Origin of the sequence: Pseudomonas sp. WS 5059, assembly GCF_012985525.1 — a bacterium.
Lineage (GTDB): Bacteria > Pseudomonadota > Gammaproteobacteria > Pseudomonadales > Pseudomonadaceae > Aquipseudomonas.
Genome location: NZ_JAAQWO010000003.1, coordinates 181051 through 200095 on the forward strand (window position 1 = coordinate 181051; position 19045 = coordinate 200095).

A 19045-nucleotide genomic window follows, 5' to 3' on the forward strand; every position below is an offset into this window, starting at 1 on the left:
CGTGCGAGGCGGCTCAGTAGATCAGTGTCAGTCCTGGCAGCTCGAACATGCGCCCGTGGACTTGCGCCACCAGGTGTTCAAGCGCGGCGTCGAGGTTATCCAGGCGCATTACCGCACTGACCCGCACGTTGCGCAGGGCCTCGCCCTTGACCAGCACCAGCCCCGGTCGGTAACGGTTGATGCGGGCGGCGGCGTCGGCCAGGGATTCGCGTTGGAATACCAGCCGGCCTTCCTGCCAACTGGCCAGTTCCTCGGGGCTAGTGTTCAGCGGCACCAGGCCCGTTCTGGGGCTGAAGTGCAGGCTGTTGCCCTGCTCCAGTAGCGCGGAACCTGCGGCTTCATCGCGCCCGTGCTGGGTCAGGTTGACCTCGACCCGATGCTGCAGCACACCCACCCAGCCTTCGCGATCCTTGCCGACACCGACCAGGTAACGTGTGCCTCGCGCGGTGATATCGGCCCCGGGCGCTTGTACGGTGAAGGGCCGCCGCTCCTGTTCATTCATTGGCGCAGGGGTGAAGACCGCCTCGCCCTGGCTCAAGCGCACCCGACGGGTCTGATCGTCGTAGGCCAGGCTCAGGATGCTGTGGCTGCCCAGTTGCACCTGGCTGCCGTCGGCCAGGGTGATCTGGCGCACCTCGCCAAACCCGGTGTGATAGTCGCTATTCAGGGCCTGGACCCAGAAAGGTGGTGCCAGCAGCATCCAGCAGCCCAACGCCAGCGCCGCCACGGCGCTGCCGCCGACCACCGGCATGCGCAGCCAGGCAGAGCGCGGCGGGCGTTGGGGTTTTACATAGCCGGGACGTTGCTTGAGCTGCGCGGTGGCCAGCCAAGCACGATTGGCGCGCTCGGCGGCGGCGGCGTGCAAAGGGTCGGCGGCCAGCCAGCGCTGAAACGCCTCGAGTTCACGTGCCGAAAGCTGTCCTTGGCGATGGCGCATCACCCAGTCGGCAGCTTTGCGCTCTACCGGGTCGATAGTCTGTGGGGAGGCGTTCACGGTTCGGTCTATTTACCTTTTGGCTCTTTGTCGTACACAAGGCTCAGCCCTCTTGGTCCGGCTCAAGCGCCCGGCCAATCCTGGCCAGGGCCATTGCCATGTGTTTTTGTACAGAGCTTGTGGATATCCGTAAATAGCGCGCGGTCTCTTTGTGCGTCATGCCTTCCACCCGGCACAGCATGAACACATCGCGGGTACGCGGTGGCATGCGTTGCAGCAGGCTTTCCAGGTGCTCCAGTTCCAACGCGCCGAGGGCCTGTTCTTCAGGGCAACTGGTTTCGTCGACCAGGGTGGCGAAGAAGGCGCTGGGGTCGTTGTCGTAGCGCTTTTCACCATAGCGGCGGTGATGGTCGATCATCAGGTTGTGCGCTACCCGAAACAGATAGGACGGCGCGCACAGCACGCGCTCCAGGCTCTCCAACTGGGCGATGCGCAGGAAAGTGTCCTGTACCAGGTCCGAAGCCAGGCTTGGGGAGCACTTTTTGCGCAACAGATACCGATGCAACGCGGGTGCATGTTGAGTGAACAGTTTTTCCAGCACGGCGGCACTTTCCTATGCTCGGGCAGAACCGGGGAGGGCGAGTATAATGAGAGTCGTTCTCATTAATCCAGCAAAACCCCATGCTGACTTTTCCACAGGCAAAAAAACACCCCGGCTGTGCAGGCTTCTTAAAGCGCTGCACAAGACCGGGGTGTTTCTTACAGCAGGCTATAGGCCTTTGCGGATCAGCCGTTCTGGCGGATACCGGCTACCAGCCAAGGCTGGTTTTCGCCCTGTGGACGTTCCATGTTCCAGCTTTCGCTGAACACTTCGCCCTGGTCGAAGCGCGAAGTCTTCGACGTACCGCTGAAGGTCAGGGTAGCGATGGTCTTGTCGGCGCGATCATCCACACCTTCCAACTGCACGCGCAGGTCGTCGATGTAGGTCGACTGGAAGCCGTCGCCCAGTTCGGCACGTTCGCGCTTGAGGAACTCCAGCAGTTGCGGGGTCACGAACTCGGCGATCTTGTCCATTTCGTTGGCGTCCCAGTGTTGCTGCAGGGACTGGAAGTGGTTGCGGGCCGCTTCGACGAAACGCTCTTCGTTGAACCAGGCTGGCGCGTTGATCACCGGACGAGCGGCAGCAGGTGCTGCCGAGCCGCCGAAGATCGAACCCATGGCAGGCTTTTGCTCGAACACTTCACGCTGCATCGGCGCGCCGGCTGGAGCCAGGTGCTCCTGCTGCTTGCGGCGACGGGCGGCGATGAAGCGGAAGATCACAAAAGCGATGACCGCCATGATCAGGATGTCGAAGATCTGCATGCCCTGGAAGCCGCCGCCCATGAACATGGAAGCGAGCAGGCCACCGGCAGCGATACCGGCCAGAGGGCCCAACCAGCGCGAAGCACCGCCGGCCTTGGCAGCAGCGCCAGCGGCACCGGCTGCACCTGCGGTGGCAGCCGCTCCGCCCATGCCGCCAGCGGCTGGGGCCATTTGGCTGGTCTGGTGGCTCGGTGCTGCGCCGGAGCTTTTACCGCCACCGAAGCGTTTGGCGTTGGCGTCGAGGCTCATCGTCAGGCCGATGCACAACGCCATGGCGATGCTAAGAAAACGTTTCATAAAGGGAATTCCCATTTGTGGATTGCACGCGCGCCATGTTGCACAGGTGCAGAGGCAGTGGCTAGCGGCATAATGTTTCGGGCTTTTGCGTAAGACCTTTGCGAATGGTCTGTAGGACTAATTACAGATATTGGCCCGTACTGGTTAAAAACAAGGGCAAGGCGACCCATCTCACCGAGGCAGAGCGCCCGATCGTTCCCACGCAGAGCGTGGGAACGCTCAGTCAGACCGCTTCGAGCTTGGCGTAACCCATCATCAGCCACTTGCTGCCTTCGGCGAAGTTCACCTGCACCCGGGCCTGGGCCCCGGCGCCTTCGAAGTTGAGGATCACCCCTTCGCCAAAGATCGCATGCCGGACCTGCTGGCCAAGGCTGAACGGGGTCTCGGGAATTTCCGAGCCGGCAAACATGTTGCTGGAGTTCTGCTGCTGGCCGCCACCAAACGGCCGGCTGACGCTATTGGACAAGCGCACTTCCTGAATCAGCCCTTTGGGCACTTCCCGTACGAAACGCGACACCTTGTTGTAGGTCTCGCTGCCATACAGGCGTCGTGTCTCGGCGTAGGTCATCACCAGGTTCTGCATCGCCCGAGTGATACCCACGTAGGCCAGGCGGCGTTCTTCTTCAAGGCGGCCGGGCTCTTCCAGGCTCATCTTGTGCGGGAACAGGCCTTCTTCCATGCCCACCAGGAACACGTAGGGGAATTCCAGGCCCTTGGCACTGTGCAGCGTCATCAGTTGCACGCTGTCTTCGTGCTCGTCGGCCTGGGTATCGCCGGCTTCCAGGGAGGCGTGGCCGAGGAACGCCGCCAGTGGCGACAGGTCGGCATCTTCCTCGCTGTTCTCGAACGCGCGGGCGGCGCTGACCAGTTCCTCAAGGTTTTCTACCCGAGCCTGGCCTTTCTCACCCTTTTCCGCCTCGTGATAAGCGATCAGGCCGGATTGTTCGATCACGGTCTGGGTCATCAGGTGCAGCGGCATTTCCAGGCATTTGGCGGCGAGGCTGTCGATCAACTCGACAAACCCACCCAACGCTCCGGCAGCGCGGCCGGTCAGGCCTTTATTGGCGATCAGCAGGCGCATGGCCTCCCACATCGACACATCGCTGTGACGCGCATGTTCGCGGATCGCCTCGACGGTTTTCTCGCCGATGCCCCGTGCCGGTACGTTGATCACCCGCTCCAGCGCGGCATCGTTGCCGCGACCTTCCAGCAAACGCAGGTAGGCCATGGCGTTCTTGATTTCTGCGCGCTCGAAGAAGCGCTGGCCGCCATAGATGCGGTACGGAATGCGCTCGCGCAGCAAGGCCTCTTCGAGTACCCGTGACTGGGCGTTGGAGCGGTACAGAATGGCGATATCACTGCGGGCCAGCCCGGTTTTCAGGGCGCTTTCAATGGTTTCCACCACGTAGCGCGCTTCGTCGTGCTCGTTGAAGGCCGCGTACAGGTTGATTGCCTCGCCTTCACCGCCGTCGGTCCACAATTCCTTGCCCAGGCGCCCGGTGTTATTGGCGATCAAGGCGTTGGCGGCCTTGAGGATCCCGGCGGTGGAGCGATAGTTCTGCTCCAGGCGAATGGTCTCGGCGTCTGGGAAGTCGTCGGAATACTGGTAGATGTTCTCGATTTTCGCGCCGCGCCAGCCGTAGATCGACTGATCGTCGTCGCCCACCACCATCAGGCTGTCGCCGCCCTTGGCCAGCAGGCGCAACCAGGCGTACTGCACGGCGTTGGTGTCCTGGAACTCGTCCACCAGGATGTGCCGGAAGCGCTTCTGGTAGTGGGCCAGCAAGCCGGGGTTGTCGCGCCACAGGTCGAGGGCGCGCAGCAGCAGTTCGGAGAAGTCGATGACGCCGGCACGCTGGCAGGCCACTTCATAGGCTTCATAAATGCTGCGCATGGTGGCCAGGAACAAGTCGCCACTGGCCTGGATATGTTGCGGGCGCAGGCCTTCGTCTTTCTGGCCGTTGATAAACCATTGGGCCTGACGCACCGGCCAGCGTTGTTCATCCAGGCCCAGCTCGCGGATCACCCGCTTGACCAGGCGTTGCTGGTCATCGCTGTCGAGAATCTGGAAGGTCTGGGCCAGGCCCGCCTCCTGCCAGTGGGCCCGCAGCAAGCGGTGCGCCAGGCCGTGGAAGGTGCCGACCCACATTCCGGCCGGGCTGATGCCCATCAACTGCTCGATGCGGTGGCGCATCTCGGCAGCGGCCTTGTTGGTGAAGGTCACCGACAGGATGGAATGCGGCGACGCGTTCTCGACCTGGATCAACCAGGCGATACGGTGCACCAGCACTCGGGTTTTACCGGAGCCAGCACCGGCCAGGACCAACTGACGGCCAACGGGGGCTGCTACGGCCTGGCGTTGGGCATCGTTGAGGGAATTCAGCAAAAGGGAGAGATCATCGCGCATCGGCGCATTCTAGGGTGCCGGGGGAAGGGGGGCAAATCCCATTGCCGGGTGGTCGGCACAAAAAAATCCGCGGCGATCTTCAATCGGCAAATAATCGATCCACGGTGATGACCGGTAAGTCATCGCCTGTAGCCCGCGCCCTGTCTTGTTCAGCCCCTCTGGGCCCAAGGTTTGCGATGGTTTATTCGCCGATTTTTATGATCCAGAGCAGTTTGGTCTGCCCGCCCGCTTGTGTATGCTCCGTCGACGTTTCGGGCTCACCATTATAAGAACACTGCCTATGACCCTCAGCACCGACTTGCCTGGCCCTTCTGTCGCGCCGGCGCAAGTTATCCGCAAGCACTACGCCATGGAGATGGCGGTCGAGCGCACGCGTCTGTTGTACCAAGGTTCGTTGCTGCCCACTTTATTGATGTTGATTAACGGTCTGGTCTGCGCCTGGTTGCTCTGGAGCCCGCAGCGCTACGTGCTGGTCGGCAGTTGGCTGGTGTGGTTGCTGGCCCTGGTGGCGATGCGCGTGATCCAGGTGGCGGCCTTCGATAGCGCCCTGCCCAGCCGGCAGGCGCAGCCGGTCTGGCGGCGCATGTTCATGTTGGGCTCGGCGGCCAGCGGCCTGACCCTGGCGAGCGCGGCCATTGTCCTGGTGCCCCTAGACAGTTTCGTGCAGCAGGCCTGGATCTTCGGCCTGATTGGCGTGGCCACCTTATCGGCCAGCGTGGCCTACGCGGTGAGCGTGCCGGCGTTCTTATCGTTTGCCTTGCCCTGCCTGGTGCCCACCATCCTCTATTTATTCTGGAGCGGCGAACCGCAACTGCAGGGCTGGAGTTACCTGGGCCTGATTCTGCTGGCATCCCTGAGCCTGGTGGCATGGCAGGTCAACCGCCTGATCCAGCGCGGTTTGCTGCGCCGGTTCCAGAACCAGGCCCTGATCGAGCACCTGCAGCAGGCCCGTCAGCGCAGCGAGCAGTTGAATCAGGACCTGGTGCGCGAGGTTGAGCAGCGGCGCCAGGTCGAGCAGGAGTTGCGTGAAGCCCAGGTCGGCCTGCAACACCGTGTCGAACAACGCGGCCAGCAACTGGACGCCGCCAGCCTGGCCCTGAGCAAAAGCGAAGCGCGCCTGGCGATGGCATTGCAGGCCAGTGAGTTGGGTTTGTGGGACTGGAACCTGCAAACCGACGAGGTCCACCACACCCAGCTCAAGGAGTTGTTCGGCCTGGAGCCGGAATACGTCACGGCGATGTTGCGCGACCTCACGCCTCGCCTGCACCCGGACGACTTGCCGCTGCTCAAGCGCGCGCTGGTGGAGCACTTGAAAGGGCGCAGCGAGGACTACCAGGTGGAGTACCGCGTGCGCCATGGCGACGGGCGCTGGGTGTGGATCGAGGACCGTGGGCGCGCCGTGGAGCGTGCGGCCAGCGGGCGCGTGACGCGCATGCTCGGTACCCGGCGCGATATCAGTGCCGGCAAGGCGGTGGAAGAACAGCTGCGGCTGGCGTCCACGGTGTTCGAGGCGGCCAGCGAAGGCATCGTGATCCTGGACCCGGAGTACGTGCTGATTGCGGTCAACCAGGCCTTCAGTCGCGTGACCGGCTTTGATATCGACGACATGCTCGGGCGCAACGTCGTGGAGTTGCCGTGCAGCCGCGATGCCCGTCGACACTTCCCGGTGATCCGCCAGGCGTTGTTGAGCCACGGCAGTTGGCAGGGCGAATTGGTGGAGGCGCGCAAGAACGGCGAGCTGTACCCGCAATGGCTGCAACTGAGCGTAGTGCGCGATGTTCGGGGAAACGTGAGCCATATCGTGGGCTTCTTCGCCGATCTGTCGGCGCGCCGCGAATCCGAGGAGCGCATGCGCTACCTCACCCATTACGACGAACTGACGGGCCTGGCCAACCGCTCGCTGTTTCGCGAGCGCCTGCGCGAGGCCCATCAGCGGGTGCGCCAGGGCGGCCGCAGCCTGGCGTTACTGCATATCAACCTGGACCGCTTCAAGCTGCTCAATGACAGCCTGGGCCATGAAGTCGCCGACCAATTGCTGCAAAAAATGGCGCGGCGCCTGATCAACGCGTTGCCGGAGGCCGACACCATTGCGCGGTTGTCCGGCGATGAATTTGCGGTGTTGTTCGACGCTTATGGCAGCCTGTCGAGCCTGGCGCGAGTCGCCACCCGGCTGCTGGCCAAGTTGCGGGTGCCGGTGGCGGTGGAGGGGCATGAGTTGGTAGTCAGCGCCTCAATCGGTGTCAGCCTGTTGCCGGATAACGCGCGGGAAATTTCCGCGTTGGTCAGCCAGTCGAACATGGCCATGCAGCACGCCAAGCATTTGGGCGGCAACAACTTCCAGTTCTACACCGACAGCCTGCAAGCCAGCACCCTTGAGCGCCTGCAGCTGGAAAACCAACTGCGCAAAGCCATCGATGAGCGCCAATTGAAGGTGTTCTACCAACCCAAGCTGTGCCTGGCCACTGGCAAGATGAACGCCGCCGAGGCGCTGGTGCGTTGGGACCATCCGCAATGGGGCAGTGTGCCGCCCGGTGATTTCATTGGCTTGGCAGAAGAAACCGGATTGATCGTGCCATTAGGCGAGTTCGTGCTGCGCCAGGCCTGCTGGCAGGCGTGTGAATGGCAGCGCCAGGGCCTGGCGCCGATCCGCGTGTCGGTCAACCTGTCGGTGCACCAGTTGCGCCAGGGCAAGCTGGTCAGCCTGGTGCGCCAGGTGCTGGACGAAACCGGGCTGGCCCCGCAGTACCTGGAGCTGGAGCTGACCGAAAGCCAGTTGCTCGACAGCGTCGAGCACATCATCGCCACCTTCCAGCAACTGCGCGACCTGGGGGTGAAGCTGGCGATTGACGACTTTGGCACCGGCTATTCGTCCCTCAGCTACCTCAAGCGCATCCCCGTGGATTACGTGAAGATCGACCAGACCTTTATCCGGGGCCTGGGCCAGGGGCGCGAAGACTTGGCGATTACCCGGGCCATCATCGCCATGGCCCATGGCTTGGCGCTCAAGGTGGTGGCCGAGGGTGTGGAGGATCAGCAGCAGCTGGATTTCCTGCGCGCCGAAAACTGCGATGAGGTACAGGGCTATTTGATCAGTCGGCCGATCGAGGCCGAAGGGCTGGCGGATTTGTTACGGAAAAATGCGGATTTTCCTGGCTGCTAGCGAGGCGCCATCGGGTGCTACATCGCATATGCCCGCTGATTCAGGGCGTAGTAGGGCGATTTAGTGATGCATCGAACGGGCAAATCCGCAATTCTTGTAGTATAACTACAAGCTTGCTACATCCCTGGCGCCTGCCAATAACAAGAGTCCTGCCCTTTGAACCTGTTGCAACATATCGCCCAGTCGCGCCACCTGTTACGCAAATCGGAACTCAAGGTTGCCGATCACGTGCTGCTTGACCCTGCGGCCGTGATGCACAGTTCCATGGCTGACCTGGCCCACAGCGTGGGGATCAGCGAGCCGACCATCGTGCGCTTCTGCCGCGCCATCGGTTGCTCGGGGTTCCAGGACTTGAAGTTGAAACTGGCCCAGAGCCTGGCGGCCGGTGCCAGCTTCGGGCAGTTTGCGATCCACGAAGACGACTCCGTCGCCGACTACAGCCTGAAAATTTTCGATACCACCCTGCACACCCTGATGGAAGTGCGGGAAAAGCTCGACCCGATCGAACTGCAAAAAGCCGTGACCGCCATGTCCCAGGCCCAGCGCGTGGAGTTCTATGGCTTTGGTGCCTCCGGCGCGGTGGCGGCGGATGCCCAGCACAAATTTTTCCGCCTGCTGCTGACGGCGGCGGCCTACAGCGACCCGCACATGCAGGCGATGTCAGCGGTGACGTTGAAGCCCACCGACGTGGCGATCTGTATTTCCCAGTCGGGCCGTTCCAAGGACTTGCTGATCACCGCCAACCTGGTGCGTGAAAGCGGCGCGTCGCTGATCACCTTGTGCCCGAGCCAGACGCCATTGGCGGAGCTGTCCACGGTCAACCTGGCGATCGACGTGCATGAAGACACCGAGATCTATACGCCACTGACCTCGCGCATCGCCCACCTGGTAGTGATCGACGTGCTGGCGATGGGCGTGGCGATGGCGCGTGGCCCGAGCCTGGTCAACCACCTCAAGAGCGTCAAGCGCAGCTTGCGCAGCCTGCGTCTCTCGCCCAAATCGGTCAAAGCCCTCGACGACTGACCCAAGGTCGCACTCGATCAACTGTAGGAGCTGGCTTGCCTGCGATAGCGGTCTGCCAGCCCCACACTTATCGCCCGAGGCACCGTCATCGCCGGCAAGCCGGCTCCTACAGTTTTGGCCGGTGTTGCATCCGCAAGATTCATCGTCCTGTAACCCTCGCGCCGCCAAACCGTCATCCCCCGTGCCCATCCTGAACTCCCCGTACTCGCATTGGGAGACTCGAAATGGCCCGGCACTACGAAGACAGCACCAGCACCGTCAAGACCCGTCGTCAGCAGGAAGACCAGCGCCGCATGGCGTTCCGACGTGCAATTGAAGATCGCTGTGAACAACGCCAACTGCTGCAAAGCATCAGTGACTACCCGGAGTTGCATTGGCAGGCACCCGCGGCTGCCCAGCGAAACGTTCAGCCAGCGCGCTGATCTGCACCCGTTCGCTGCGGATAAAGCCCAGGAACGCATGGGCCACCGGTGACAGGCGCTTGGCCTTGGCCTGCACCAGGCACCAACTGCGGTACAGCGGCAGCTCTTCCACCGCCAGCTCCTTGAGCCCACCGGTGGCCAGCTCCAGGTTCAGGGCGTGGCGCGTCAGCAGTGCCACGCCCAACCCCGCCACCACGCATTCGCGCTGCGCCTCGGCCGAGGCCACTTCCACCGTCTGGGTGAAGTGCACGCGCTTTTCCTTGAAGTATTCCTCGCAGGCCAGCCGTGTCCCTGAGCCCGGCTCGCGCAGCAACAAGGTGTAAGGCTCCAGGTCCTGCAGGCGCAGCGGCCCTTGCAGGCTCAGCGGATGGTCCGGCGGGGCCACCGCCACAATCGGGTTATTGAGAAACGGCAGGAATTCCAGGCCCATGTCCTGGGGCACCATGGACATGATCACCAGGTCATCACGGTTGTCCGACAGCCGGCGGATCACCTGGGCGCGGTTGACCACCGTCAGGTGCAACTGCACCTCCGGGTGCTGGCGCTTGAAGGCGGCGAACAAGTGCGGCACGAAGTATTTGGCGCTGGATTCCACGGCCAGCTTCAATTGCCCCTGCAGCGAGCCTTGCATGTCCGAGAGCTGCATATCGAGGTTTTCCAGGCGCCCGAAAATGTCCCGGCTGGCCCGTTGCAGGGCTTCGGCGGCTTCGGTCATGTAGAGCTTTTTGCCGACGTAGTCGAATAGCGGCTGGCCGATCAGCTCTTCAAGCTGGCGAATTTGTAGGCTGACGGCGGGTTGCGTGAGGGACATTTCCTCGGCAGCGCGGCTGTAGGAACGCAAGTCGCAGACTTCATTGAAGATTTGCAACTGGCGTAATGTCATACGCATCAATGACTTACGCATAATTCAAGACGGCTCGCTGGGTTTGTACGGCCAACTATAAGTCTTTACTTATACACAACCCAATAATTATTGATTTTTGTTAATCCCTAAGTGCGCATAGTGTGTGTCTCGCGACTGGCTTGAAACATTTGGTCACGCGCCGACCTGGTCTAGCAGGTCGATGAACGCAGCAATCGGCTCAAGGGAATTTCCAAGTGATAACAAAGATCCTGATCGCCAACCGTGGTGAGATTGCCGTCCGCATCGTGCGGGCCTGTGCCGAAATGGGTATCCGTTCGGTGGCGGTCTATTCCGACGCAGACCGGCATGCCTTGCACGTCAAGCGCGCCGACGAGGCCCACAGCATTGGTGCCGAGCCCCTGGCCGGCTACCTGAACCCGCGCAAGCTGGTGAACCTGGCGGTGGAAACCGGCTGTGATGCATTGCACCCAGGCTACGGCTTCCTGTCGGAAAACGCCGAACTGGCGGATATCTGCGCCGAACGCGGCATCAAGTTCATTGGTCCATCGGCCGAAGTGATTCGCCGCATGGGCGACAAGACCGAAGCGCGTCGCAGCATGATCAAGGCCGGCGTGCCGGTGACGCCGGGCACCGAAGGCAACGTCGCCGACATCGCCGAGGCGCTGACCGAAGGCGACCGCATCGGCTACCCGGTGATGCTCAAGGCCACCTCCGGTGGTGGCGGGCGCGGCATTCGTCGCTGCAACAGCCGTGAAGAGCTCGAACAAGCCTTCCCCCGCGTGATCTCCGAGGCCACCAAGGCCTTTGGTTCGGCGGAAGTGTTCCTGGAAAAATGCATCGTCAATCCCAAGCACATCGAGGCGCAGATCCTCGGTGACAGCTTTGGCAACGTGGTGCATCTGTTCGAGCGCGATTGTTCGATCCAGCGCCGTAACCAGAAGCTCATCGAAATCGCCCCCAGCCCCCAGTTGACCCCCGAGCAGCGCGCCTATATCGGCGACCTGTCGGTGCGTGCGGCCAAGGCTGTGGGCTACGAGAACGCCGGCACCGTGGAGTTCCTGCTCGCCGAGGGCGAGGTGTACTTCATGGAGATGAACACCCGGGTGCAGGTGGAGCACACCATCACCGAAGAAATCACCGGCATTGATATCGTTCGCGAGCAGATCCGCATCGCTTCCGGCCTGCCGCTGTCGGTAAAGCAGGAAGATATCCAGCACCGTGGCTTTGCGTTGCAGTTTCGTATCAACGCCGAAGACCCGAAGAACAACTTCCTCCCAAGCTTCGGCAAGATCACCCGTTACTACGCCCCAGGCGGCCCTGGCGTGCGTACCGACACGGCGATCTACACCGGTTACACCATCCCGCCGTTCTACGACTCCATGTGCCTGAAGCTGGTGGTGTGGGCGTTGACCTGGGAAGAAGCCATGGACCGCGGCCTGCGTGCCCTGGACGACATGCGCCTGCAAGGCGTGAAGACCACCGCCGCCTACTACCAGGAAATCCTGCGCAACCCGGAATTTCGCAGCGGCCAGTTCAACACCAGTTTTGTGGAAAGCCACCCTGAGCTGACCAACTACTCGATCAAGCGCAAACCCGAAGAGCTGGCCCTGGCCATCGCCGCCGCCATCGCCGCCCACGCAGGCCTGTGAGGAACATTCCAATGTCTAAGAAAATCTTCGTAACCGACACCATCCTGCGCGACGCCCACCAATCGTTGCTGGCCACCCGCATGCGCACCGACGACATGCTACCGATCTGCGACAAGCTCGACAAAGTCGGCTACTGGTCCCTGGAAGTCTGGGGCGGCGCGACCTTTGACGCCTGCGTGCGCTTCTTGAAAGAAGACCCGTGGGAGCGCCTGCGCAAACTGCGCGCCGCGTTGCCTAACACGCGCCTGCAAATGCTGTTGCGTGGGCAGAACCTGCTGGGCTACCGCCACTACAGCGACGATGTGGTCAAGGCCTTCGTCGCCAAGGCCGCGGTAAATGGTATCGACGTGTTCCGCATCTTCGACGCGATGAACGACGTGCGTAACCTGCGGGTGGCCATCGAAGCGGTGAAAGCTGCGGGCAAACACGCCCAGGGCACCATCGCCTACACCACCAGCCCGGTGCACACCATCGAGGCCTTCGTGGCCCAGGCCAAGCAGTTGGAGTCCATGGGGTGCGACTCCATCGCGATCAAGGACATGGCCGGCCTGCTGACCCCGTACGCCACCGGTGAACTGGTCAAGGCGCTGAAGGCCGAGCAGAGCCTGCCGATCTTTATCCACTCCCATGACACCGCTGGCCTGGCCGCGATGTGCCAACTCAAGGCCATCGAAAACGGTGCCGACCATATCGACACCGCCATCTCCAGCTTCGCCTGGGGCACCAGCCACCCGGGCACCGAGTCGATGGTCGCCGCCCTCAAAGGCAGCGAATTCGACACCGGCCTGGACCTGGAACTGCTGCAGGAAATCGGCCTGTACTTCTACGCCGTGCGCAAGAAATACCACCAGTTCGAAAGCGAATTCACCGCCGTCGACACCCGCGTGCAAGTCAACCAGGTGCCGGGCGGGATGATTTCCAACCTGGCCAACCAGTTGAAAGAGCAGGGCGCCCTCAACCGCATGAGCGAAGTGCTGGCGGAAATCCCACGGGTGCGTGAAGACCTCGGCTTCCCGCCGCTGGTCACGCCAACCTCGCAGATCGTTGGCACCCAGGCGTTCTTCAACGTGCTCGCTGGCGAGCGCTACAAAACCATCACCAATGAAGTGAAGCTGTACCTGCAAGGCGGCTACGGCAAGGCGCCGGGCACCGTGAACGAGAAACTGCGGCGCCAGGCCATCGGCAGCGAAGACGTGATCGACGTGCGCCCAGCCGACCTGCTCAAGCCGGAAATGACCAAGCTGCGCGGCGAGATCGGCGCATTGGCCAAGTCCGAAGAAGACGTGCTGACCTACGCCATGTTCCCCGATATCGGGCGCAAGTTCCTGGAAGAGCGCGATGCCGGCACCTTGTCCCCTGAAGTGCTGCTGCCGATTCCTGAAGCCGGTGGTGTAGCCCGTGCTGGCGGTGAAGGTGTGCCGACCGAGTTCGTCATCGACGTACACGGTGAAAGCTACCGCGTGGATATCACCGGTGTTGGCGTCAAGGCCGAAGGCAAGCGCCACTTCTACCTGTCCATCGACGGGATGCCGGAAGAAGTGGTGTTCGAACCGCTCAACGAGTTTGTCGGCGGCGGCACCAGCAAGCGCAAGCAGGCCAGCGCGCCGGGCCATGTGAGCACGGCGATGCCGGGCAATATCGTCGATGTTCTGGTCAAGGAAGGCGACGTGGTCAAGGCCGGCCAGGCCGTGCTGATCACCGAAGCGATGAAGATGGAGACCGAGGTGCAGGCGGCCATCGCCGGCAAAGTCACCGCCGTTCACGTAGCCAAGGGCGACCGGGTCAACCCGGGCGAAATCCTGATCGAAATCGAAGGCTGATATCCAGCCTTCGACACTACCGCTTAATCCTCGGGGGGCATGTTGCCCCCTTTTTTTGCCTGTAATAAAGCGCCAATCAGAAGCTCAGGGTCCATTGGCCCATGACGGCCTGGCTGTTGCTGCGGGCGCCAAAATCGCCGGTGTAGGTCAGGCCGACGCTTTGGCTGCTGGAGATGCCCAGGCCCAGCCCGGCTTGCAGCGCCATACTGTCGCGGTCCAGGGACGTGCCTTCGATGGTGAAGGTGCTGTTGAACTCGTCCTTGTTCACCCATGCCGACGACTGGCGCACGCGGCTGTCGACGTCGCCGTACAGGTGTTTCCAGCTGGCGCTGGCGTGGGGTTTGAGGGTCATCTGGTTGTCCAGGGTATAGAGGCTGGTCATGCGCAGGCCGAAGGTGCTGTTGAGGTTCGCCTGGGTCTGCTCGCCGACATTGAGGGCGCTGAGGCCGCCTTTTTCCTTGAAGCGCTCGCGTTGGTAACGCTGATAACCGACGCCCGCGAACGGTTCGACGGTGAAACTGCCGTGGTCCACGCGATAGCCCAGCTCGCTGAAAAGCGTCTGGCTTTGCGCAGAATACTTGCCCTTGAGCTGCTCTTGATGGTCGATGAAATCAAAATCGACACTGCGCTTGTTCAGCCCGGCATGGTTGCTGTGGATTGCCCCCAGGCGCAACGCCAACGGCCCGTCCTGGCGCACCGCGTATGCCCCCAGGTGCCAGCTGTCGAGCGCGGCCTTGAAGCGTTTGGCGCTCAGGTCACTGGTCGACTTGGCCCCCATTACACCCACGCGCCAAGCGGGGTCCACGGCCCAATCGGCGCCCAGCACCAGGCCCTGGTTACGCTGCTGTAAATCACCACCGCCGTGCTGGCCGTCCAGGCTGCCGGCGTTGCCCAGGCCTTGCAGCCAGACGCGGCTGTTGGCGTCGCCGTTCATCTCGCCCATGGCCGACAGCAAACTGCTTTGCAGTGGCTTGAGGCTGCTTTGGGTGGCGTTGCCCAGGTTGGCGTTCTGGCTGCCGGCCAGTTGCTCAAGCACCGCGCCGATTCTTCCGGGGGCCAGGTTGCCCATATAGCGGGCGTCATCTGCAATCAGATACTGCTCGCGCACGCTCAGGTTGCCTGACTCCAGCAAGGCATCCACTGCACGGTCCAGCACCTGGGCCACGCCCCGGCCATTGCCGGTGGTGGCGTAGTCAATGAAATAAAAAGGGCTGGCCGGGTCCGGTTCGCTGGGCGGTGGCCCCATATCCCCGCGTGCGGCGGCCAATTGAATGCTCAAGGCACTCAGCATGAAAGTGATGGCAAGGGCGAGTCGCTTGGATGTGCAGTGCATAGGGTCCGACCTCTGATATGTGAGGCGGGGAATTTAGCGAGGCGGCGGAGGGATAACTGTCAGGAGCAGCGTTTTAGGTGGGAGGGAGATGTCTTTAGTCCGGGGCGAATACATACGTGCGGGTTGTGGCCTGGACACGCGCTTTGTTGATCCAAAGCGCAAAGCAGGGCCTGGCCGAAGGCACCCTGCAGATCGGCGAAGCCGTGCGTCGGCTGGGCGTGGACGCCACCGGAGTGCACCAGAGCCAATGCGCCAGGATGTGCAAGATTTCCCTGCGCACCCTGGTGCATATCGAGCATGGCGAGGGCAATCAGACGCTCAAGTTGTTGAACGCGGTGTTCCGGCCGTTCGGTTTGCAGATGGGTGTGGTCAAGGTCCGGCGGTCGCTGAACTGACCGTCAGCCCCGGCATTGCGCCAGGCTTTTCGCCTGCCCATCCGCTGTCTGGTTAGTCTCGGATAGCCACGCCTCAAACCCCGCGCCTACCTTCGGCCATTCCCCATCGAGGATCGAATACCACGCGGTATCGCGGTTCTGCCCCTTGACCACCATATGCTGGCGGAACACCCCTTCAGAACTGAATCCCAGCCGCTCGGCGGCGTATTTGGAGCGGGCGTTGCCGTTGTTGCACTTCCATTCCAGGCGGCGGTAGCCCAGCTCGAACGAGTGCCGGGCCAGCAGGTACACGGCCTCGGTGCTTTTGGGTGAGCGCTGCATCGGTGCGCCGAAGGTGACGTGGCCGATTTCGATGCGGCCCTGGGCCGGGACGATCGACATCAGGCTGAGGATGCCCTGCACGTCGCCGCTGGCGCGGTCGATCACGCTGAAAAAGTATGGGTCGCTGTTGGCCGCGTGGTTGTTCAACCACGCGTCGAACGCGGCGCGCTCGGGAAACGGGCCGTAGGGCAAATAGTCCCACAGCTTGGGGTCGGCGCCGGGGCCCTGGAGGGCTTGCCACAAGCCATCGGCGTGGCGGGCCGGGTCGAGTTTTTCCAGGCGGATAAAGCGTCCTTCGATCAATTGGGCGGTGGGCGCGGGGGCGCCTTTCCAATCTGCAAGTGAGGTCGACATGGGGTACTCCTTAAAGGCCTTTGCGAAATTGGATAAAGCCGGGACGTTCGGCAATGCGTTCATACAACTGGATCGCCGTGGCGTTGCTCTCATGGGTCAACCAGTGGACCTTGGCGCACCCCTCGGCCTTGGCGGTGGTGTAGACGAACTCGATCAGTTGGCGACCAACCCCGGTGCCGCGTTGGCCGGGTTCCACGAACAGGTCTTGCAGGTAACAGGAGTTTTCGATGCTCCAGTTGGAGCGGTGATAGATAAAGTTGACCATGCCCACCGCCTTGCCATCCTGCCAGGCCAGGGCCGAATGGGTCGGTTCGCTGGGGTCGAGCAGGCGTTGCCAGGTGCTGGCGCTGACTGCGTCAGGCAACTCGGTGTTATAGAAGCGCAGGTAGGCCTGCCACAGCGGTAACCAGGCGGCGTGCTCGGTGGCTGCTACCCGGCGGATTTCGATCTGGCTCATGTGCGGTCCTTGGGAATGAATCGGGCGAGGGTTTGGTCACGCATATCAACGCTGGCGGCCAGTCCTTCGCGCACCCCGGCAATGTCGGCCGCGCTGCGGTTCTGGCTGAGCTTGCGTTTGCCGATCAGGCGCTCGATTGGCAGGACGAAGCCGACGATGGCCTTGAGCATGCCGTCAATGTAGCTGGCCGGGGCGTCGCTGACTTTCCATGGCTGGGCGCGGCGGCCTTCATGGCGATCGGTCAGCGCACTGACCACCGCCAGCAAGCGCTCGGCATCGGTAAACACCTGGGCCTTGCCGTAGGCGTGTACCGCCAGGTAGTTCCAGGTTGGTACCACTTTGCCGTGTTCGGCCTTGGCCGGGTAGAACGCCGGGCTGACGTAGGCCTCGGCGCCCGCGAAGATCACCAGCGCTTCGCTACCATTTTGTAGGTCGCGCCACTGAGGGTTGGCCTTGGCCAGGTGCCCGTAGAGGGTGCCGTTGGGGCCCTCGTCGGGGTTGAGCAGCAGCGGCAGGTGGCTGGCTTGCAGGCCTTGTTCGCCAAAGGTCACCAGTTGCGCCAGGCGCGTGTGCTGGATCAGTTGCTGCTGTTCGGGCAAATCGTCGAGAGCAAAGGCGGACGGTGTGTACATGAATATTTTCCTTGGCGAATACGTGCATCCTAGGCAGGCTAATGGTCTGTTGTAAGAGCCATCTCAGACCAATTTCATAGGTCCAATATGTCGCCCATGTCGTTTAACCCTGCTGGTATCGAGCTTGATCGTCGCCAAGGCCTGACACGCCAGTTGTATGAGGCGCTGCGCCAGCGCGTGCTGGATGGGCGACTGGCCAGTGGCACTCGCCTGCCGGCTAGCCGCGACCTGGCAGCGGCCCTGGGGATTTCCCGCAATAGCGTGGTGCGGGCCTACGACCAGCTGTATGCCGAAGGCTTTATCGAAGGGCGGGTGGGTGACGGGACCTATGTGGCGCAATTGGAAAAAAAACTATCCACAAAAGTGCCCACAGGGTTATCAACAGGCTTATCCCCAGCTTTATCCACAATTCACGCCGACCTGCCTGGATTTTCATCCAGTGCAGTTATCCACAGCGGCGCTTTGGGTCGTCTGGAAAGCAACCATTTACCCTTGCCGCCGGCTGGCCCGCCACGGGCTTTTCGCGTGGGTGTGCCGGCCTTCGATCTGTTCCCGTTTGACGTGTGGGCCAAGCTGAATGCGGCTTTTTGGCGCAAGCCGAACCTGCAGCAGTTGTGCTACGGCGACCCGGCAGGGGACGCGCGCCTGCGCGGGCTGATCGCCGCCTACTTGCGTAGCTCGCGAGGCATGCAGTGCACTGCTGAGCAAATAGTGATCACCAGCGGCGCGCAACAGGCGATCAGCCTTTGTGCACAGCTGCTGGTGGAGCCCGGGGATGGAGTGGCGATTGAAAATCCCGGTTATCGGGCGGCTGGACATGCGTTCGCCATTGCCGGGGCGAAACTCCAAGGCGTGGCAGTGGACGCTGGCGGCATCGACTGCACCGCGTTGAACGCGCTCAGCGATTGCCGCCTGGCATACGTCACGCCCTCGCACCAATACCCGACGGGAGTGGTGATGAGCCTGGCCCGGCGCCTGGAGCTGCTGGCCTGGGCCGAGCGCACCGGTGGCTGGGTCATCGAGGACGACTACGACGGCGAGTACCGCTACAGCGGCGCGCCCTTGGCCCCGCTGGCCGCCCTGGACCGCAGTGGCCGGGTGCTCTACGTGGGCACCTTCGGCAAGGTGGCGTTCCCGGCGTTGCGCCTGGGCTATCTGGTTTTGCCCCAGGCGCTGGTGAGTGCCTTCACCCGACGCCGCGCCGTGGATGTGCGGCACTCTGAGGTCAGCACCCAGGCAGTGATGGCCGAGTTCATGGCAGCGGGGCACTTCCAGCGGCATATCCGCCGCATGCGTCGCGCCGCCCTGAGCCGGCGCAATGCCGTGCTGGCCGGCTGGCCGGCCGATGTGCCGGGTGTGGGGAGCCTGCCCGGTGTCGCGGCCGGCTTGCACCTCACCGTGCGGGTGCAGGGCCTGGCCCGTGAAGCGCAACTGGTGGCCCAGGCCTTGGCCGCGGATGTGGAGATCAACGCCCTGAGCAGCTACTGGCTGCCCGATACCGGGCCGGCACCGGAGCTGCGTGCCGGCCTGGTGCTGGGGTTTGCCGCCGTGCCCGAAGAGGCTATTGCCCAGGCGCTGGCCCGGTTGCGCCGGGCCTGGCAGGCCGGTTGAGCC

At 62.6% G+C, this 19045-nt stretch carries 16 protein-coding genes; 7 read left to right on the forward strand and 9 right to left on the reverse strand.

The annotated features are described in order from the left end of the window. Positions 1 to 13: 13 nt before the first annotated feature. The 4 genes from HBO12_RS09710 to uvrD all read right to left on the reverse strand — a co-directional run bounded on the left by HBO12_RS09710 (position 14) and on the right by uvrD (position 5000). Positions 14 to 994, reverse strand: a complete 981-nt coding sequence (locus tag HBO12_RS09710) for a FecR family protein (protein WP_346266489.1) — start codon at positions 992 to 994, stop codon at positions 14 to 16. Positions 995 to 1037: 43 nt separating this feature from the next. Continuing rightward, positions 1038 to 1535: a sigma-70 family RNA polymerase sigma factor gene (locus HBO12_RS09715; protein WP_169954026.1), complete on the reverse strand. Its 498-nt coding sequence runs from the start codon at positions 1533 to 1535 to the stop codon at positions 1038 to 1040. A 185-nt stretch (positions 1536 to 1720) separates the two neighbouring features. Next, a complete protein-coding gene (locus tag HBO12_RS09720; RefSeq protein WP_169954025.1) occupies positions 1721 to 2593 on the reverse strand; it encodes a Tim44 domain-containing protein in 873 nt (290 codons plus the stop codon). 223 nt (positions 2594 to 2816) lie between these two features. Continuing rightward, the gene (gene uvrD, locus HBO12_RS09725; RefSeq protein WP_169954024.1) at positions 2817 to 5000 is read right to left on the reverse strand and encodes a DNA helicase II; all 2184 of its coding nucleotides are present in this window, start codon (positions 4998 to 5000) and stop codon (positions 2817 to 2819) included. Between the two features lie 280 nt (positions 5001 to 5280). Here uvrD and HBO12_RS09730 point away from each other — a divergent pair, with 280 nt between their 5' ends. From HBO12_RS09730 to HBO12_RS28355, 3 genes are all read left to right on the forward strand, one after another. Then, complete coding sequence (locus tag HBO12_RS09730) at positions 5281 to 8160, forward strand: EAL domain-containing protein (protein ID WP_170042033.1); 2880 nt, start codon at positions 5281 to 5283, stop codon at positions 8158 to 8160. 156 nt (positions 8161 to 8316) lie between these two features. Then, on the forward strand, positions 8317 to 9183 hold the full coding sequence (hexR, locus tag HBO12_RS09735; RefSeq protein ID WP_029290040.1) for a transcriptional regulator HexR: 867 nt from the start codon (positions 8317 to 8319) through the stop codon (positions 9181 to 9183). A 224-nt stretch (positions 9184 to 9407) separates the two neighbouring features. Next, entirely contained in the window at positions 9408 to 9605 is a 198-nt protein-coding gene (locus HBO12_RS28355) for a PA3496 family putative envelope integrity protein (protein WP_262376960.1), read from the forward strand. On the opposite strand, the gene HBO12_RS09740 is transcribed toward HBO12_RS28355, so the two are convergent. Further along, positions 9535 to 10509, reverse strand: coding sequence for a LysR family transcriptional regulator (locus tag HBO12_RS09740; RefSeq protein ID WP_170042034.1), 975 nt, complete (start codon positions 10507 to 10509; stop codon positions 9535 to 9537). The genes HBO12_RS28355 and HBO12_RS09740 overlap by 71 nt on opposite strands. A gap of 194 nt (positions 10510 to 10703) precedes the next feature. Here HBO12_RS09740 and HBO12_RS09745 point away from each other — a divergent pair, with 194 nt between their 5' ends. Together HBO12_RS09745 and oadA are read left to right on the forward strand one after the other, a co-directional pair. Continuing rightward, positions 10704 to 12119 (forward strand): acetyl-CoA carboxylase biotin carboxylase subunit, encoded by a 1416-nt coding sequence (locus HBO12_RS09745; protein ID WP_029290035.1) that lies wholly within the window; start codon positions 10704 to 10706, stop codon positions 12117 to 12119. An 11-nt stretch (positions 12120 to 12130) separates the two neighbouring features. Continuing rightward, positions 12131 to 13939 carry a sodium-extruding oxaloacetate decarboxylase subunit alpha gene (gene oadA, locus HBO12_RS09750; RefSeq protein ID WP_170042035.1) on the forward strand — a complete coding sequence of 603 codons (1809 nt, stop codon included), beginning with the start codon at positions 12131 to 12133 and terminating at the stop codon, positions 13937 to 13939. A gap of 76 nt (positions 13940 to 14015) precedes the next feature. On the opposite strand, the gene HBO12_RS09755 is transcribed toward oadA, so the two are convergent. Beyond that, on the reverse strand, positions 14016 to 15272 hold the full coding sequence (locus HBO12_RS09755) for an autotransporter outer membrane beta-barrel domain-containing protein (protein ID WP_170042036.1): 1257 nt from the start codon (positions 15270 to 15272) through the stop codon (positions 14016 to 14018). Between the two features lie 116 nt (positions 15273 to 15388). On the opposite strand from HBO12_RS09755, the gene HBO12_RS09760 reads away from it, so the two are divergent. Next, positions 15389 to 15667 carry a transcriptional regulator gene (locus tag HBO12_RS09760; protein ID WP_170042037.1) on the forward strand — a complete coding sequence of 93 codons (279 nt, stop codon included), beginning with the start codon at positions 15389 to 15391 and terminating at the stop codon, positions 15665 to 15667. 3 nt (positions 15668 to 15670) lie between these two features. Here HBO12_RS09760 and HBO12_RS09765 read toward each other — a convergent pair whose 3' ends face one another. Genes HBO12_RS09765 through HBO12_RS09775 form a run of 3 tightly spaced genes read right to left on the reverse strand, consistent with a single transcriptional unit; the run spans position 15671 to position 17431 of the window. Continuing rightward, entirely contained in the window at positions 15671 to 16342 is a 672-nt protein-coding gene (locus HBO12_RS09765; protein WP_170042038.1) for a GNAT family N-acetyltransferase, read from the reverse strand. A gap of 10 nt (positions 16343 to 16352) precedes the next feature. Then, positions 16353 to 16799: a GNAT family N-acetyltransferase gene (locus HBO12_RS09770; RefSeq protein ID WP_169954017.1), complete on the reverse strand. Its 447-nt coding sequence runs from the start codon at positions 16797 to 16799 to the stop codon at positions 16353 to 16355. After that, complete coding sequence (locus HBO12_RS09775) at positions 16796 to 17431, reverse strand: FMN-binding negative transcriptional regulator (protein ID WP_170042039.1); 636 nt, start codon at positions 17429 to 17431, stop codon at positions 16796 to 16798. The genes HBO12_RS09770 and HBO12_RS09775 overlap by 4 nt, the downstream gene beginning before the upstream one ends. Positions 17432 to 17518: 87 nt before the next feature. Between HBO12_RS09775 and pdxR the strand changes: the two genes are divergently transcribed. After that, the gene (pdxR, locus tag HBO12_RS09780) at positions 17519 to 19042 is read left to right on the forward strand and encodes a MocR-like pyridoxine biosynthesis transcription factor PdxR (RefSeq protein ID WP_170042040.1); all 1524 of its coding nucleotides are present in this window, start codon (positions 17519 to 17521) and stop codon (positions 19040 to 19042) included. Positions 19043 to 19045 lie beyond the last annotated feature (3 nt).

Excerpts from the sequence above, each read along its gene's own strand:
- HBO12_RS09720 (WP_169954025.1), bottom strand. The coding sequence starts at position 2,593 with ATGAAACGTTTTCTTAGCATCGCCATGGCGTTGTGCATCGGCCTGACG.
- uvrD (WP_169954024.1), bottom strand. The coding sequence starts at position 5,000 with ATGCGCGATGATCTCTCCCTTTTGCTGAATTCCCTCAACGATGCCCAA.
- HBO12_RS09730 (WP_170042033.1), top strand. The coding sequence starts at position 5,281 with ATGACCCTCAGCACCGACTTGCCTGGCCCTTCTGTCGCGCCGGCGCAA.
- HBO12_RS28355 (WP_262376960.1), top strand. The coding sequence starts at position 9,408 with ATGGCCCGGCACTACGAAGACAGCACCAGCACCGTCAAGACCCGTCGT.
- HBO12_RS09740 (WP_170042034.1), bottom strand. The coding sequence starts at position 10,509 with ATGCGTAAGTCATTGATGCGTATGACATTACGCCAGTTGCAAATCTTC.
- oadA (WP_170042035.1), top strand. The coding sequence starts at position 12,131 with ATGTCTAAGAAAATCTTCGTAACCGACACCATCCTGCGCGACGCCCAC.
- HBO12_RS09755 (WP_170042036.1), bottom strand. The coding sequence starts at position 15,272 with ATGCACTGCACATCCAAGCGACTCGCCCTTGCCATCACTTTCATGCTG.
- HBO12_RS09765 (WP_170042038.1), bottom strand. The coding sequence starts at position 16,342 with ATGTCGACCTCACTTGCAGATTGGAAAGGCGCCCCCGCGCCCACCGCC.
- HBO12_RS09770 (WP_169954017.1), bottom strand. The coding sequence starts at position 16,799 with ATGAGCCAGATCGAAATCCGCCGGGTAGCAGCCACCGAGCACGCCGCC.
- HBO12_RS09775 (WP_170042039.1), bottom strand. The coding sequence starts at position 17,431 with ATGTACACACCGTCCGCCTTTGCTCTCGACGATTTGCCCGAACAGCAG.
- pdxR (WP_170042040.1), top strand. The coding sequence starts at position 17,519 with ATGTCGCCCATGTCGTTTAACCCTGCTGGTATCGAGCTTGATCGTCGC.